The sequence below is a fragment of the Veillonella parvula genome (genome assembly GCF_018366295.1).
Taxonomy (GTDB): domain Bacteria; phylum Bacillota; class Negativicutes; order Veillonellales; family Veillonellaceae; genus Veillonella; species Veillonella parvula_P.
Genome location: NZ_JAGZIJ010000013.1, coordinates 1 through 16,495, shown reverse-complemented (window position 1 = coordinate 16,495; position 16,495 = coordinate 1). Strand labels below are relative to the sequence as shown.

16 protein-coding genes and 9 tRNA genes are annotated in these 16,495 nt (G+C 40.7%); all 25 read left to right on the top strand.

The window, feature by feature from the left end:
- The first annotated feature begins 33 nt into the window (after positions 1 to 33).
- Positions 34 to 1,038: a DNA-directed RNA polymerase subunit alpha gene (locus KHY58_RS09610; protein ID WP_004695153.1), complete on the top strand. Its 1,005-nt coding sequence runs from the start codon at positions 34 to 36 to the stop codon at positions 1,036 to 1,038.
- A gap of 12 nt (positions 1,039 to 1,050) precedes the next feature.
- The gene (rplQ, locus tag KHY58_RS09605) at positions 1,051 to 1,386 is read left to right on the top strand and encodes a 50S ribosomal protein L17 (protein WP_004695155.1); all 336 of its coding nucleotides are present in this window, start codon (positions 1,051 to 1,053) and stop codon (positions 1,384 to 1,386) included.
- Between the two features lie 284 nt (positions 1,387 to 1,670).
- Positions 1,671 to 2,579, top strand: coding sequence for an energy-coupling factor transporter ATPase (locus KHY58_RS09600; protein WP_004695158.1), 909 nt, complete (start codon positions 1,671 to 1,673; stop codon positions 2,577 to 2,579).
- Positions 2,579 to 3,439 carry an energy-coupling factor transporter ATPase gene (locus tag KHY58_RS09595; RefSeq protein ID WP_215676337.1) on the top strand — a complete coding sequence of 287 codons (861 nt, stop codon included), beginning with the start codon at positions 2,579 to 2,581 and terminating at the stop codon, positions 3,437 to 3,439. The genes KHY58_RS09600 and KHY58_RS09595 overlap by 1 nt, the downstream gene beginning before the upstream one ends.
- Entirely contained in the window at positions 3,429 to 4,232 is an 804-nt protein-coding gene (locus KHY58_RS09590) for an energy-coupling factor transporter transmembrane component T family protein (protein ID WP_008602525.1), read from the top strand. Before KHY58_RS09595 ends, KHY58_RS09590 begins: the two co-directional genes overlap by 11 nt.
- Complete coding sequence (gene truA / locus KHY58_RS09585) at positions 4,229 to 5,014, top strand: tRNA pseudouridine(38-40) synthase TruA (protein WP_058948082.1); 786 nt, start codon at positions 4,229 to 4,231, stop codon at positions 5,012 to 5,014. The genes KHY58_RS09590 and truA overlap by 4 nt, the downstream gene beginning before the upstream one ends.
- Before the next feature lie 295 nt (positions 5,015 to 5,309).
- Positions 5,310 to 7,061, top strand: a complete 1,752-nt coding sequence (locus tag KHY58_RS09580) for a 2-oxoacid:acceptor oxidoreductase subunit alpha (protein WP_004698101.1) — start codon at positions 5,310 to 5,312, stop codon at positions 7,059 to 7,061.
- 1 nt (position 7,062) lies between these two features.
- Positions 7,063 to 7,935 (top strand): 2-oxoacid:ferredoxin oxidoreductase subunit beta, encoded by an 873-nt coding sequence (locus tag KHY58_RS09575; protein WP_008602530.1) that lies wholly within the window; start codon positions 7,063 to 7,065, stop codon positions 7,933 to 7,935.
- Positions 7,936 to 8,140: 205 nt separating this feature from the next.
- On the top strand, positions 8,141 to 9,487 hold the full coding sequence (locus KHY58_RS09570; RefSeq protein ID WP_278473220.1) for an MATE family efflux transporter: 1,347 nt from the start codon (positions 8,141 to 8,143) through the stop codon (positions 9,485 to 9,487).
- Between the two features lie 107 nt (positions 9,488 to 9,594).
- Positions 9,595 to 10,482, top strand: a complete 888-nt coding sequence (locus KHY58_RS09565) for a prephenate dehydrogenase (RefSeq protein ID WP_058948080.1) — start codon at positions 9,595 to 9,597, stop codon at positions 10,480 to 10,482.
- Positions 10,483 to 10,605: 123 nt separating this feature from the next.
- Positions 10,606 to 11,643, top strand: coding sequence for a nicotinate-nucleotide--dimethylbenzimidazole phosphoribosyltransferase (locus KHY58_RS09560; protein WP_278473219.1), 1,038 nt, complete (start codon positions 10,606 to 10,608; stop codon positions 11,641 to 11,643).
- The gene (locus KHY58_RS09555; RefSeq protein WP_278473218.1) at positions 11,640 to 12,758 is read left to right on the top strand and encodes a nicotinate-nucleotide--dimethylbenzimidazole phosphoribosyltransferase; all 1,119 of its coding nucleotides are present in this window, start codon (positions 11,640 to 11,642) and stop codon (positions 12,756 to 12,758) included. Before KHY58_RS09560 ends, KHY58_RS09555 begins: the two co-directional genes overlap by 4 nt.
- 198 nt (positions 12,759 to 12,956) lie before the next feature.
- Positions 12,957 to 13,031, top strand: a tRNA-Gly gene (locus KHY58_RS09550).
- A gap of 5 nt (positions 13,032 to 13,036) precedes the next feature.
- Positions 13,037 to 13,112: transfer RNA gene (locus tag KHY58_RS09545), tRNA-Asn, on the top strand.
- A 3-nt stretch (positions 13,113 to 13,115) separates the two neighbouring features.
- Positions 13,116 to 13,191, top strand: a tRNA-Lys gene (locus KHY58_RS09540).
- Between the two features lie 5 nt (positions 13,192 to 13,196).
- Positions 13,197 to 13,271: transfer RNA gene (locus KHY58_RS09535), tRNA-Glu, on the top strand.
- Positions 13,272 to 13,276: 5 nt separating this feature from the next.
- Positions 13,277 to 13,352 (top strand) — tRNA-Val (locus tag KHY58_RS09530).
- Between the two features lie 3 nt (positions 13,353 to 13,355).
- Positions 13,356 to 13,430, top strand: a tRNA-Gly gene (locus tag KHY58_RS09525).
- A 7-nt stretch (positions 13,431 to 13,437) separates the two neighbouring features.
- A tRNA-Asn gene (locus tag KHY58_RS09520) sits at positions 13,438 to 13,513 on the top strand.
- 8 nt (positions 13,514 to 13,521) lie between these two features.
- Positions 13,522 to 13,596: transfer RNA gene (locus tag KHY58_RS09515), tRNA-Glu, on the top strand.
- Positions 13,597 to 13,599: 3 nt separating this feature from the next.
- Positions 13,600 to 13,675, top strand: a tRNA-Val gene (locus tag KHY58_RS09510).
- A 544-nt stretch (positions 13,676 to 14,219) separates the two neighbouring features.
- Entirely contained in the window at positions 14,220 to 14,534 is a 315-nt protein-coding gene (locus KHY58_RS09505; protein WP_000420682.1) for a YdcP family protein, read from the top strand.
- Positions 14,535 to 14,549: 15 nt separating this feature from the next.
- The gene (locus tag KHY58_RS09500; protein ID WP_000985015.1) at positions 14,550 to 14,936 is read left to right on the top strand and encodes a YdcP family protein; all 387 of its coding nucleotides are present in this window, start codon (positions 14,550 to 14,552) and stop codon (positions 14,934 to 14,936) included.
- Positions 14,937 to 14,964: 28 nt separating this feature from the next.
- Positions 14,965 to 16,350 carry an FtsK/SpoIIIE domain-containing protein gene (locus KHY58_RS09495; protein WP_000813488.1) on the top strand — a complete coding sequence of 462 codons (1,386 nt, stop codon included), beginning with the start codon at positions 14,965 to 14,967 and terminating at the stop codon, positions 16,348 to 16,350.
- Positions 16,351 to 16,352: 2 nt separating this feature from the next.
- A partial coding sequence (locus tag KHY58_RS09490) for a conjugal transfer protein (protein WP_278473221.1) occupies positions 16,353 to 16,495 on the top strand: 143 nt, incomplete at its 3' end.

Here is a 16,495-nt window from a genome sequence, read left to right as displayed (position 1 = left end):
TATGAACGTGTGTTATATAGGAGGATGTTCCTGATGAGCGAAGAAAAGAAACTTAAAATCGAGAAAGTGGACATCGCCGATGGCGGTCGTTATGGTAAGTTCGTATGTGAACCATTAGATCGTGGTTATGGTATCACTCTCGGTAATAGCTTACGCAGAATTTTGCTTTCATCCTTGGATGGGGCAGCTATCACCTCTATCAAAATTGATGGAGTTCTTCATGAATTCTCTACTATTCCTGGTATTCGCGAAGACGTTACGGATATCATCCTTAACTTAAAGCAATTGTGCATCAAAGTTGAAGAAGAAGCACAATTACCTTTGGAAGTTCATTTTGACTTCCAAAAGGATGGAATATTGACAGCTGCTGATTTGGCTGAACAATTCCCACCAGAGGTAGAAGTATTGAATCCTGAACTCGTGATTGCGACAATGGATGAGACAGCTCATCTCGTAATGGACGTAGTAATCGAACGAGGTAAAGGCTATGTTCCTTCAACGAAGAATAAAAAAGATACTGATGTTATTGGTTGTATTCCAATCGATTCCATCTTCTCTCCAATTCTTCGTGCTAAATACGAAGTGAGTGATGTTCGTGTAGGCAATGAAATGGACTTCGACAAACTTACATTAGAAGTTTGGACTGATGGCTCCATTACTGCTGCTGATGCAGTGGCAAAATCTGCTGCCATTATGATTGGTTATTTAGGGAACTTCACTAAATTAGCGCATTCTGCAGATGTTGTAGATGTAAACACTGGTGAAGGCGGTATCGTTATAGATCCAGTAGGTTCCGATAATGAAGAACCAGCTGTAGATGACGGCCCAGCAAAGATTTCCATCGATGAGTTGGAACTCTCTGTTCGTGCGTATAACTGCTTGAAACGTGCTGGCATTAATACAATTGCAGACTTGCTAGACAAAACCATTGATGACTTAGGAAAAGTTCGCAACTTAGGTAAAAAATCTATCGATGAAATTGAGGAAAAACTCAATAATCATCCAGGTGGTTTTCAACTTAAACAAAAAGGCGAATAAGGAGGAAGACGAATGTACAGAAAATTAGGCCGCGACAGCTCCGCTCGTAAAGCGTTGTTCCGTAGCATGTTAACATCTTTCTTCCAATATGAGCGTATTGAAACGACTGAAGCTAAAGCGAAAGAACTTCGTTCTTTAGCTGATCAAATGGTAACTTTGGCTAAACGTGGTGATCTTCATGCACGTCGCCAAGTTCTTGCATACCTCATGGATGAAAGTGTAGTAAAAAAATTGTTTGATACAATTGCTCCAAAATATGCAGACCGTCAAGGTGGTTACACTCGTGTAATCAAAACTGGTCTTCGCAAAGGTGACGCTGCACCTTTGGCTATTATCGAGTTAGTTTAATCAAACTCATACGGTGTTGTAACTTATGTTGCAGCACCGTTTTTTTATTGTCAATTTTATGGTACAATCGACTAGTATAATATCGTAATATGTTAGCAGTTATCGTAAAGGATGAATATGTATTGTCAACCTTTTGCATAATATCTAAGACATTATTAAATTCAAGTTCTATTAAATAGGATAAATTGAAATATGGGGATTATGCACAACATGAGTATGATAGATGATGCAAATGGTTCTACTTTCATAGAAACGAAATTGACTAGAAAGATATGAGGTTATCCATGAATGAACAAGACATTATGATTGAGGTCAATCATATGAGTCATATTTATACTGATGAAAACGGCAATGATGTACGTGCCTTGGATGATGTGAATCTATCCATTAAGCGTGGTGAATTTGTTTGTATCATTGGCACTAATGGCAGTGGTAAAAGTACGCTTGCCAAGCATTTTAATGTGTTATTACAACCTAGTGAAGGTCATATCAATGTATGTGGCTTTGATACGCGGGATGAAGCGCATATTTGGAATATTCGCCAACATGTAGGAATGGTATTCCAAAATCCTGATAACCAAATCGTAGCGGCCGTTGTAGAGGAGGACGTTGCCTTTGGTCCAGAAAACTTAGGTATTCCTAGTGCAGAAATTAGACAACGTGTCGATGCAGCGTTAGCCGCTGTTAATATGACCGAATATAGAGAACATGGTCCCCATTTATTATCGGGCGGACAAAAACAACGTATTGCTATCGCAGGTGTATTAGCGATGAAGCCTGATTGTATCGTTCTTGATGAACCAACAGCGATGCTCGATCCAAAAGGTCGCCGCGAAGTGCTTGAAACGGTTCACAAGCTCAATAAGGAAGAGGGCATTACGATTGTATATATCACGCACTTCATGGAGGAAGCTGTTACGGCAGACCGAGTTGTGGTGATGAAAAATGGTGTGAAATTACATGATGGTACGCCTCGTGAAATTTTTAGCCATGTAGATACTTTAAAAGGGCTGGGCCTCGATGTACCGGTAGCCTCTGAGATTGCTTTCAAATTGAATGCTAAAGGTTATGAAGTGGGTAAGAGTATCATTAATAATGAAGAGTTAGCAAAGGGCCTTAAAGGCTCAAAGTTAGGCAAGCAATTATCCGCTATACACTCAACAGATGCTCCAAGAGGGGAGGGAACCCACTAATGGCGATCGTATTAGATAATATTACATATACTTACGGCATGGGTACTCCTTTTGAAAAGACTGCACTTCGTGGTGTATCTCTTACCATTGAAAATGGGGAGTTTTTAGGTGTTATCGGTCATACTGGCTCCGGTAAATCTACCTTTGTACAGCATCTAAATGGTCTATTACATCCTACAACTGGTACCGTTACGGTCAATGGTGTAGATATTAGCGCCTCCACAGAGGAAGCTAAAAAAATGCGCCATAAGGTTGGTATGGTATTCCAATACCCAGAGCACCAATTGTTTGAAGAAACCATTGCTCAGGATATCGCCTTTGGTCCTAAAAATTTAGGGCTTAGTGCTGATGACGTAGACGAGCGTGTGCGAGATGCGATGAAGTTCGTAGGGCTCGATTACGATATATATGCAGAACGATCTCCCTTTCATTTATCTGGTGGTCAAATGCGCCGCGTTGCTATTGCTGGTGTAGTGGCTATGAACCCAGACTTCCTGGTGCTTGATGAACCGTCTGCCGGACTTGATCCATTTGGTCGGGAAGAAATCTTTGAAGAAATCATTCGCCTTCATAAGGAAAAGGGTATAACTGTAATTCTTGTATCTCACAATATGGAAGATATTTCTCGCATGGCTTCCCGTCTTGTAGTACTCGATAAAGGTCGTGTCGTCCTCGATGGTGAACCGATGGACATCTTTAATAATCATCGTGATGAGTTACAGGCTGTCGGTGTAGATGTTCCACCAGTGTCTGTTACCATGGAATATTTGCGTGAACAAGGCCTTGATGTGTCTAATCGCGTACTGTCTGTAGATGATGCGGTACAAGCAATTCTAGAGGGAGGTAGCCATGTTAAATAACATTACTATTGGTCAATACTTCCCAGGGAATTCCTTCTTGCATCGCATGGATCCGCGAGCAAAGATTATTGCTACTACCATCTTCGTAGTGGCTATCTTCTTGGCAAATTCTCCACTAGCCTATGGCATAGTAGGTGGTTTCACCATCTTTGCAATGCTATTATCGCGTTTGCCATTACGCCTGATGTGGTCTGCCATTAAACCGCTTTGGATTATCATCGTATTTACCATGGGTATTCATATTTTTACGACGCCAGGTAATCCAATTTTCCAATGGGGAATTATTAATATTACAGATCATGGCGTGGCAATGGGCCTTCAAATGGCGGCACGATTAATCTTCTTAATCTTGTTCTCTTCATTGTTGACCTATACCACATCACCGATTCGCTTAACTGATGGCATCGAGCACTTGCTCAATCCGTTCCGTCGCATAGGTGTTCCTGCTCATGAACTAGCCATGATGATGACTATTGCGTTGCGTTTCATTCCTACCTTATTGGATGAGACAGATCGTATTATGAAAGCACAATCTGCTCGTGGTGCAGACTTTGTGACAGGCTCTATTATTCAACGAGCGAAAAACATGGTGCCACTTTTAGTGCCATTATTTATCAGTGCGTTTCGACGGGCCGATGAATTAGCTATCGCTATGGAAGCGCGTTGCTATAGAGGTGGTGTCAACCGTACGCGTATGAAGGAATTACAAGTTACTTATGTCGATTATATTGGTGTTGGCGCTGTTGTTTTGGTAACTATTGTACTTGTCGCATTGTGGTGGTTAGATTTATGAGAAATATACGGATCATAGTGGCTTATGATGGTACAGATTTAGCAGGTTATCAAAAGCAACCTAATGATAAGGGGTTAACGGTACAAGGTTGTTTGGAATATGGTTTATCACGTATTTGTAATGAACCCATTCAAATTTATGGTGCCTCTCGTACTGATGCGGGGGTGCATGCTAAATTTCAAGTTTGTACATTTCAAACGTCGGGCACTATACCAGTAGAAAATATTCCTCGTGCTATGATAGCTCATATTCCTAAGGATATAGTCGTTCTAGAAGCGGAAGAAATTCCGCTAGATTGGAAGCCACGGTGGAATATATACGGTAAAGAGTATGTATATACGATTCATAATCAGCTCATTGCAGATCCTTTGACGCAGCGGTATCATTGGAATGTGAAAAAGCCCTTAGATATTGATCGGATGCAGGCTGCAGGTAATGAACTAGTAGGTACGCATGACTTTACAACCCTAAAGGGAACGAATTCAACCCCTGCGGATCCTGTAAAAACAATCCTGGGAATCCATGTTGAGGCAAAGGGGGCTCACGTAACGATTTCTGTGGTCGGTGATGGGTTCTTATACCATATGGTGCGTAATATTGCGGGATTACTCGTAGATGTCGGACTTGGTCGCCGTAAGGTGGAGGACATTAAAGGGTACTTAGTAGCTAAGGACCGCCGTGTTATAGGGAAAACTGCACCTGCTCAGGGTTTATGTTTAGAAGAAATATTCTTCACTGAGGAGCGACAACAAGAGGTGTTACGAAATAAATATTTTAGATGATTCGAGAATAAATATTCTATATAATTTTATATAGACTCTTTTTTGCCGTCTGAATATAAAACGATAAGCATAAATACTAAAAGGATACTACTTAAAAAGTGGTATCCTTTTTCTCTTATAATTTTTAGTTATAATACCTTAATTTATACCTATTATTATGTGAAATGATACATTGTAAACCTAAAATATACATGATACAATGACGATATAAGACAGGTTCGTACTATAAAACATTAACATAGTAAGGTAGACTCTTGTCAGCAGTGTAATTTTTATCCTAAGGAGGGTGAATCTCTTGCAAAAACGTAAAGATTTTATCTGGAAAATGGGCGGCCAACAAGGTGAAGGTATCGAGAGTTGCGGCGAAATTATGGCCACAATCCTTGCTAAAGAAGGCTACTCTTTGTATAGCCAACGTTTATTTGCATCTCGCATCAAAGGTGGTCATACTACATTCGCATTGCGCGTAGCATTGGAACAAATTATGTCCATTGGTGAAGGGGTAGACTTCTTGCTTTCCCTTGATCAAGAAACCGTTGATATGCACGGTTCCGAAGTACGTGATGGTGGATATATCATCTGTGATAGTAAAGTTAATCCAGACTTTTCTAAATTTGAAGGTACAAAGATTAATTGCTTATCTTTGCCTATCTCTGAAACAGCAATGAAACAAGGATCCTTGTTGATGCGTAATATCGTAGCACTTGGAATGTCCGTAGCGCTTCTTGGCTTTGATACTAAGATGTTTAAAGATGCTATTACTGAGAAATTTGCAAAGAAATCCCAAGAGATTATAGATAAAAACTTGGCTGCTTTCGATGATGGTCATAGCCTTGTAATGGAAAAGTTAGGCGATGTTGAGATCGATACATTGCCAGCGCCTGGTAAGAAAGATCAAATGTTCTTATTAGGTAACGAAGCATGTGCTCTTGGTGCTATTGCAGCAGGCTCCCGTTTCATGGCATCATATCCTATTACGCCAGCATCCGAAGTTATGGAATACATGATTAAAACTATGGATAAGTTGGGCTCAACTGTTGTTCAAACAGAAGACGAAATCGCAGCATGTATGACAGCTATGGGTGGTGTATACGCAGGTGTTCGTGGCTTTACATGTACTTCTGGTCCAGGCCTTTCCTTGATGGCAGAATCCTTGTCTATGGCTTCCATGGCTGAATTGCCAATGGTTGTTATCGACGTTCAACGTTCTGGCCCATCCACTGGTATGGCTACAAAAGTTGAACAATCCGATATTGATGCAGCTTGCTACAATGCACATGGCGACTACTCTGGTATCGTAATTTCTCCAACATCTATTGAAGAATGTTTCTATGAAATTCAAAAAGCTTTCAACTTGGCAGAAATGTACCAATGTCCAGTTATCTTTATGCCTGACTTACAACAAGGTTTGAATAAACAATCCGTTCCTTCTTTCGATTTGAACCGCGTACCTATTAATCGCGGTAAAATGATGAAAGAAGCTGAGCTTCCTGAATTGGTACAACCTAACTACTTCAAACGCTTTGAATTGACTGAAGATGGCATTTCTCCGCGTACAATTCCAGGCATGAAAAATGGTCTATTCCTTTCCACAGGTTTAGAGCATAATGAAGAAGGTAAACCAGCAGAAGCGCCTACAATGCACGTAGCGCAAACTGATAAACGTTTCCGCAAATTGGAAACTGTAGCTGATAACTATGAACCATTCTTGAATAATGCTAAATACGACGAAGCAGATGTACTCGTTGTAGGTATGGCTTCTAGCCGTGGTGCTATTGAAGAAGCTGTTGCTGAATTTGATCAAGAAGGCGTTAAAGTTAATCACTTACAATTGCGCTTAATTAAACCATTCCCAGCAAAGCAATTACAACCGTTCTTTGATGCGGCGAAAAAAGTAGTTATTGTAGAACACAATAAAACTGGTCAATTGGCTAACTTATTTAAAATCAACATGCATAAGAAACATAAGATTTCTAGCTGCTTGAAATACGATGGTAATCCATTCACAAAAAGTTATGTGAAAAATGCGATTAAGGAGGTCCTATAATATGACAACAGCTAAAGATTACAGAAATGATATTCGTCCTAACTGGTGTCCAGGCTGTGGCCATTATGGGGTTCAAGCGGCGATTACTGATGCTGTAGTAGCGAAAAATATTCCACCAGAAAAATTAGCCGTAATTTCCGGTATTGGTTGTTCTAGCCGTATCGGTGGCTATTTCTATGCTTATGGTGCGCATACAACTCATGGCCGTGCGCTTCCTTATGCGCAAGGCGTTAAGCTTGCTAACCAAGACTTAGAAGTTATTGCATTTTCCGGTGACGGTGATGCCTTTGCTATCGGTATGGGTCACACCATTCATGCTTTTAAACGTAATGTAAACATGACATATGTAGTAATGGATAACCATGTATATGGTTTGACTAAAGGTCAAGCATCCCCTCGTTCTGACATCGGTTTTGTTACAAAAACAACTCCTCATGGTGCGTTTGAGTCTCCATTGTCCGTTTGTGAAACTGCGATTGCAGCAGGTGCTACATTTGTAGCGCAAAGCTATATGGTGAATCGTAAAGAGCTCGTTGATTTGATTCAACAAGCTATGGATCATGAGGGCTTCTCCTTCATCAATGTATTTAGCCCATGTGTTACATACAACAAACGCAATAGCTATGATTGGTTCAAAGAACATTTAGTAGCATTGCCTGAAGGTTATGACCCAACAGATCGTGCAACAGCGCTTAAAACTTTGGGTGATACTGATGGTTTGGTTACAGGCCTTATCTATCAAAATACATCTAAACCTTCCTTTGAAAAAGCAATGGCTGCAGCAAATGGCGGACCACATCCTCGTCCATTGACTGAAGATGTTGTAAAACCTGACCAAGCATTATTTGATAGTCTTTGCAATCAATTTAAATAATATTAGTATCGTACCCATTAGGTAGGATGCTGATTAAAGAAACGTGTCACTTTCGGGTGGCACGTTTTTTGTATGTACTATTTTATGAAAAACTATTTAGTATATTGCTTTCTGCGATTTGTCCCATGTGGTTATATAACGTGATATAATAAGGACATTGTATGATATTCATTGCAATTGTATCGTATTCATTGCAGAGGTTTTTATGAAAGCATACGAAAAGGGGATTAGTCTATCTATCTGGACTTTGAGCTGGCCTATATTTATTGAAGTGTTCCTACAGATGCTAGTAGGTAATATAGACCAATTGATGATGAGTCACTACTCGCCTCAAGCGGTAGCAGCGGTAGCTAATGCCAATCAAATTTTAAATATCTTTATTATGCTCATCATCGTCATGAGTACAGCTACGACGATTTTGATTGCCCAATATTTAGGAGCGAGAAACCAGTCCAAGCTATCAGAGGTATGTACGGTCAGCTTAATGATGAATTTTCTCTTTTCATCTATAGCGGCAGTATTCTTTATTACTTGCCATGAATGGATCTTTACATGGCTAGGTATACCACCAGAAACGATGAGTGATACGTCGATATATACTACTATCGTTGCTGCAGGGCTACCGATACAAGCGATGTATTATGCGTTAGTAGCCGTATTTAGAGGTCACTCATTAACACGCGTTACCATGTACATTGCCCTTGTGATGAATATCATTCATATTCTAACAAACTATGTATTAATCTTTGGACATGGTCCAATACCAAGCCTTGGTGTATTAGGTGTTTCTATTTCAACATGGCTATCTAAAGTCGTAGGGCTCGTGATTATTGGATATACTTTTAAGAAATTATTAACCTTAGAGGTAAACTTTAAATTCTTAAAACCATTTCCGTGGCATACGGTTAAATCTTTATTGCATATTAGTGTTCCTTCTGGTGGAGAAACATTGAGCTATCAATTATCTCAAACTACGATCATGAAAATGGTCAACATGTTAGGCTTAGCAGTTATTAATACTAAAGTTTATGTATCTGTTATCGCCATGCTTTGTTATGTATACACCATAGCGCTATCCAATGCTTCACAAGTTATCGTAGGTTTCCTAATGGGCGCTAAACGCCAAGAGGAGGTTACTAGTCGTGTATGGAAGTCCATGTATTTAGCGATTGCTATTAACGTAGGTCTTGCTACATTCTTCTATGTGACTAGTGATTTTGTTGTATCTGTGTTTACTTCGGCTCCGGAAATCCTAGAGTTAGCACATAATGTATTACTGGTTGAGATCTTTCTTGAGTTAGGACGTGCAGTAAATATCGTTATGGTTGGTTGTTTGCAGGCTGCCGGTGATATTCGTACGCCTATGCTAGTGGGAATCTTTGGCATGTGGTTATGCGCCGTGCCATTATCGTATCTATTTGGTATTTACTGGGGTTGGGGCCTTGTTGGTATATGGATTGCCATGGCCGCTGATGAAATCTTGCGAGGTTTATTGTTTATATATCGTTGGTATAGCGGTAAATGGAGAAACAAGAATCTTATCGAAGCTTAATTTCATTCTCCCTAATTTTGATTTACAATTAGCTAAATAATAATGTAATATAACTAGCATTATATTGGAGAATAGACATTGCTAGTTTTACTTGAAAGTAGGTTTATATGAGTAAGACAGTGGGCATTATTGGTTTAGGCCTATTAGGTGGATCCTTGGCAAAGGCCTTAAAGGAATATACAGATTATGAGGTAGTAGGCTATGCACGTCGTCAAGAGGTCTGTGATGCGGCCATTCAAGATGGTGTGGTAAAAGCTGCGTGGACTGAAGTTGAGCCATTGATTAAGAACTCAGATATCGTTGTGTTCTCCTTGCCACCTGATACAAATGCACGACTTTTTACTGAAACGGCTCATCTATTTAGACCGGGACAAGTCGTAACCGATGTATCTAGTGCGAAGGAAAATTTTGTACGAGCCGTTTATGAATCGATTCCTAAGGGGACCGTTTTCGTATCTGTCCATCCTATGGCAGGATCCGAAAAGGGTGGGTATGAAGTATCTCATAAAAACCTATTTAAAGGTATGGGCTGGATTGTGTTAGAAGATAAGGCATCTGATGTATATAGTGAAGAAGTAGCTCAAGAATTAGCTGACATGGGTCGTGCCTTAGGGTCTCGTATCGAGTTTGTCGATATTTATGCTCACGATGCATATCTGGCTATGGTTAGTCATATGCCTCACTTATTGGCCTCTATTTTAACACAAGTTTCGGGAGGCGATGAATTGGGCGAATTACGCATGAAGTTATCTGCTGGCGGTTTCCGTGATTGCACCCGTGTTGCAGGTGGATTACCATCGATGTGGCGTGAAATTATTTATGGGAATCGTCGTAATGTCATTGAAGGGCTCACACAGGTTGAAGCAGAAATTCAACGTGTAAAAAAGATACTTTTACAAGAGGATGACGGTCAAGAATTAGAAATCTATCTTGAACGAAGTCGCGAGATTCGAGGAAAGTTACCGTATTTAACTGGTCAAATCAAGGATAATTAAAATGGCGTAGTTTTGTATCCTATAAGAGAGTAAATGTAACTGAAAAAACATGACATATATCTAGAATCGTGTATACTATATATCGATATGAGTATGTAAATATATTATGTTAAGGGAGCTTTTATGAGTTTGTTACAAGAAACTTGTGGCGCTATTACAGGTCGCAGCTTAAAGATTGAACAACATATATTTAATAGCTGGAATGCAGAATCGCCGGTGGAACTATATGGTCGTCTTGTAGATGTTGTGGCTCAATATGGGGCGGCTACGAACCAAGAGCAGGTAACCGTGCCAAAACCATGTATGATTATTGCTTCTGCGGATCATGGCGTAGCTGATATGGATGTCAGTGCGTATCCCAAGGAAACAACTGTTGGAATGACACAAAATTATCTAATCCCTAAAGGGGCGGGTGCTAACTCCCTAGCTAATTATTGTGGGGCCCAAATGGAAGTTATCGACATGGGGATCGATGCGGATATGAGTTGGGTTCCAGGCCTTCGAAGTCATAAACTGGGGATGGGTACAAAAAACTTTGTAGAAGAGCCCGCCATGACGCGCGAACAAGCCGTGGAGGGCATCGAAACAGGGATTCGTCTAGTAAAAGAAAAAATCGATGAAGGCTTTAACGTATTTTTGGTAGGTGAAATGGGCATATCAAATACGACAGCTAGTGCCCTTATGACCGCTAAGTTTGCAGGACTTACAGCGGAAGAGGCGACGGGACGAGGAACGAATATTTCCGATGAACGACTCAAACTAAAACAGCGGATCGTTCATGATGTGCTAGAAAAATATAAGGATATTAGTAAGGATGATGCTCTTGGTATTTTATCGTCTGTAGGCGGTTTTGAATTTGCTTGTATTGTTGGTGTTATCTTAGGCGCTGCAGCAAATCATGGGTTAGTTATTATCGATGGATTTAATACATCGGCTTGTGCATTGGTGGCTAAAACATTGGCTCCAAAAGCGATGGATTATGTGATGGCTTCACATTTATCTGCTGAAAAAGCGGCCAAATCTTCCTTAGAAAATTTAGGCCTTGAAGCCTATGTAGATTTAGGCCTTTGTTTAGGTGAGGCTTCTGGTGGATCCATACAAATGGGGATGCTAGATCTTGCGGTTCATATGTATTTGGCGCTTACAGGAGGTAAGGCATGAGAACTTTCAAAATAGAACCATTGCATGTACCATCCATGGAAGCATGCCGCTTACGTATCGATAATTTGACAAAACCCATCTATAGCCTTGCTACGTTAGAATCTATAGCAGAGCGTTTTGCAGGGATTCTTAGAAACCCTAAACCAAATCATTTACGCTATGGTGTGCTCGTTGTGGCAGCTGATCACTTGGTAGATGGACCGCAAAATGATCAACATGGTAGTGAAAGTTATGCTGCTATAAAACGCTTTAATGAGGGAAAAACAGCTACACAAGGGGCTGCAACTAAATTAAATGCTGTTGTACATGTGGTGAATGTAGGTCTAGAACAAGACACTTCTGATTTAACAAATATTGAGCAACAGGTGATTCGGAATGGGTCCCATTTCTTTGGCATAGAACCTGCTATTTCTCGCGATGAATTAGACCGTGCTATTGAGCTTGGGTTTACTTATGCAGATAAGTTACATAGAGATGGATTACAAGTGGTGGCTATTGGCAATATAGGGGAGAGGGCCTTTCTGGACTCTCTTGTAACGACGGCGTCAATCACAGGTTGTGCCTATGAGAATATTCTCGTTCATAATGAATATGGCCCTACGATAGAGCAACGCGCTGCTCATATTCATTCTTTTGTAGATCGATTTAATATTTCTGTGGATGATTGGTCTGCTTTGAGTGAAAGCGAGCGCCGTGATGCGGTATTGAACTTGCTTCATGTAGCGGGTGGTTTAGATATTGCATTTTTAACGGCCTTCATCTTGGGGGCTGCTAGCCATCGCATGGCTGTAGTCTTTGATAATGTAGTAACTGGTGCAGCTATTTTGGCGGCGGTTACCATTGATCCCCTAGTTAAGGACTATGTGTTCCCATCAGCTGTCTATGATGAGCCTATACATGATGAACCTATACATAAGGAACAATGTCGCTTCTTAGGGGTGAAGCCTTATTTGCACTACAGTCTGCTGATCGATGAAGCCTTAGGTTCGACTATGGGACTATCCATTATCGATGCGTCGATGCATATGCTAAATGATATGAAAACATTCATCGAAGCCGAAGTTAGCGTGGCTGAAGATGGGGCTGGTAAGGGTAGACAAAAGGATAAAGAATAATCTATTTTAAAGGGGGATTGTATATCCCCCTTTCTTGGGTAAAAGATGTTCTTGTATGCTATATTTTCAAGGAACTTTACGGAAAAACCATTGACACTATATGTGTAAATTGATATTATTATATGGCAGTCAGGATGGACTTAATTCATCCTTGACGACAGATTGATAATTATGTTATAGTAATTATCGGTTCTGTATGCGGGAATAGCTCAGCGGTAGAGCACCGCCTTGCCAAGGCGGGGGTCGCGAGTTCGAATCTCGTTTCCCGCTCCATACATTCCTCGATAGCTCAGTCGGTAGAGCAATCGGCTGTTAACCGATCGGTCGTAGGTTCGAGTCCTACTCGAGGAGCCACTTGACTCACTAGCTCAGTTGGCAGAGCACCTGACTTTTAATCAGGGTGTCCCGCGTTCGAGTCGCGGGTGAGTCACCATTTCTGGCCCGTTGGTCAAGCGGTTAAGACACCGCCCTTTCACGGCGGTATCCCGGGTTCGATTCCCGGACGGGTCACCACATATGGACGATTAGCTCAGCTGGGAGAGCGCCTGCCTTACAAGCAGGATGTCGGCAGTTCGATCCTGTCATCGTCCACCATTTGCGGGAATAGCTCAGCGGTAGAGCACCGCCTTGCCAAGGCGGGGGTCGCGAGTTCGAATCTCGTTTCCCGCTCCATACACATTCCTCGATAGCTCAGTCGGTAGAGCAATCGGCTGTTAACCGATCGGTCGTAGGTTCGAGTCCTACTCGAGGAGCCATTTTTATTGGCCCGTTGGTCAAGCGGTTAAGACACCGCCCTTTCACGGCGGTATCCCGGGTTCGATTCCCGGACGGGTCACCACATGGACGATTAGCTCAGCTGGGAGAGCGCCTGCCTTACAAGCAGGATGTCGGCAGTTCGATCCTGTCATCGTCCACCAAAGCAAACGGTTATCTTCGGATGACCGTTTTTTAGTATGTAAAAAGTATATATGGGTATAAAAAATACATATAGTCATGTAGATAAATATAGGAGTACAACTGTTATAGTTGTACTCCTTTTGTTGTAATGCTTATATAGTTTTATGTAAAAAATATATAGTTGCTATGGTTGTACTTTCAAAATATATAGTTAGTTATTGTTAATATAAAAATAGCATAAAAATCTAGTTATCCGCATAAAAACTGGACTTATCACACTTTATCAAGGTCAAAACCACTCAATTTACTACTAATTTACTACTTATGAATGAGCTTTGATACGACGATTTATCCTTGAAAAGTGAAGATATAAAGATACTTCCAATAAAATTTGAATATTTAATAGGTAGACACTTCAAAAAATGAGGTGTCTATTTTTTTACCCGATTTTGAAAGGAAGTGAACTTATGAAAACAAAAAATCAAGAATCAAAAGGTCGTTCCCCACTCTTTAAGACCATCAAACATTCATTCAGCCAATAAAAAAGAAAGGATAGGTAAAAATATGGAACTTAAATTTGTGATTCCCAACATGGAAAAAACATTCGGCAATTTAGAATTTGCTGGCGAGGATAAAGTCGTTCAGCGAAGAATCAACGGACGGCTAACTGTCTTATCAAGAAGCTATAATCTCTATTCTGATGTTCAAAGAGCAGATGATATTGTGGTGGTGCTTCCTGCTGAAGCTGGCGAAAAACATTTCGGCTTTGAGGAACGTGTGAAGTTAGTCAATCCACGTATTACCGCAGAGGGCTACAAAATCGGCACTCGTGGTTTTACAAATTACCTTTTACATGCTGACGACATGATAAAAGAATAAAGAAAGAGAGGAAAAATGATGAGATTAGCAAATGGCATTGTATTAGATAAAGACACGACTTTTGGAGAATTGAAATTCTCTGCTCTACGTCGTGAAGTGAGAATCCAAAATGAAGACGGGTCGGTTTCAGATGAAATCAAGGAACGTACCTATGACTTAAAATCCAAAGGACAAGGACGCATGATTCAAGTAAGTATTCCTGCCAGCGTGCCTTTGAAAGAGTTTGATTATAACGCACGGGTGGAACTTATCAATCCCATTGCGGACACCGTTGCTACTGCCACCTATCAAGGAGCAGATGTTGACTGGTATATCAAGGCAGACGATATTGTGCTGACAAAGGATTCTAGTTCATTCAAAGCTCAACCACAAGCAAAGAAAGAACCGACACAAGACAAATAGTCGCTAGGTAGAAAGGAGACTTTTTCGCATGAAACAGCGTGGTAAAAGGATTCGCCCATCTGGTAAAGATTTAGTCTTTCATTTTACGATAGCGTCACTCCTGCCTGTTTTCCTGCTGGTTGTCGGACTGTTTCATGTGAAGACAATCCAGCAGATCAACTGGCAGGATTTTAACCTATCACAAGCAGATAAGATTGACATTCCCTATTTAATTATCAGTTTCAGTGTCGCAATTCTTATCTGCTTGCTGGTAGCGTTTGTATTCAAACGGGTTCGCTATGATACGGTTAAACAACTTTACCACCGTCAAAAACTGGCAAAGATGATACTTGAAAACAAGTGGTATGAATCTGAACAGGTCAAAACAGAGGGTTTCTTTAAAGATAGTGCTGGTCGTACAAAGGAAAAGATAACCTACTTCCCTAAAATGTATTATCGACTTAAAAATGGCTTGATACAGATACGGGTGGAAATCACGCTGGGAAAATATCAAGACCAACTCTTACACTTGGAAAAGAAATTAGAGAGTGGCTTGTACTGTGAGCTGACGGATAAAGAGTTAAAGGATTCCTATGTGGAATATACTTTGCTCTATGACACCATAGCCAGTCGTATTTCTATTGATGAAGTAGAAGCTAAAGATGGTAAACTTCGCTTAATGAAAAACGTATGGTGGGAATATGATAAGCTCCCTCATATGTTGATTGCTGGTGGTACAGGTGGCGGTAAAACTTACTTTATACTGACACTGATTGAAGCCTTGCTTCATACAGATTCAAAACTGTATATTCTTGACCCGAAAAATGCTGACCTTGCGGACTTAGGTTCTGTGATGGCAAATGTCTACTATAGAAAAGAAGACTTGCTTTCTTGCATTGAAACATTCTATGAAGAAATGATGAAACGTAGTGAGGAAATGAAGCAGATGAAGAACTATAAGACTGGCAAAAATTATGCTTACTTAGGTCTCCCGGCACACTTCTTAATCTTTGATGAATACGTCGCTTTCATGGAAATGCTGGGAACAAAAGAAAACACCGCAGTTATGAATAAGCTGAAACAGATTGTCATGTTAGGTCGTCAAGCTGGCTTCTTTCTAATACTGGCTTGTCAACGTCCAGACGCAAAATATTTAGGCGACGGAATCCGTGATCAGTTTAATTTCAGAGTGGCTTTAGGTCGTATGTCTGAAATGGGCTATGGCATGATGTTTGGCAGTGACGTACAAAAGGATTTCTTCTTAAAGCGAATCAAAGGTCGTGGCTATGTTGATGTAGGAACAAGTGTCATATCAGAGTTTTATACTCCCCTTGTACCAAAAGGATATGATTTCTTGGAGGAAATTAAAAAGTTATCCAACAGCAGACAGTCCACGCAGGCGACGTGCGAAGCGGAAGTCGCAGGTGTGGACTGATCTTGCTGGCTGGTGTGGCAATAGCCACGCCAGCACTTAACCCCCCGTATCTAACAGGGGGGTACAAATCGACAGGAAACAGTCAAAAAAACATTAGAAAATCCTTTGGTTACAAGGGATTTACAAAATTTCAGCGTATGTCAAA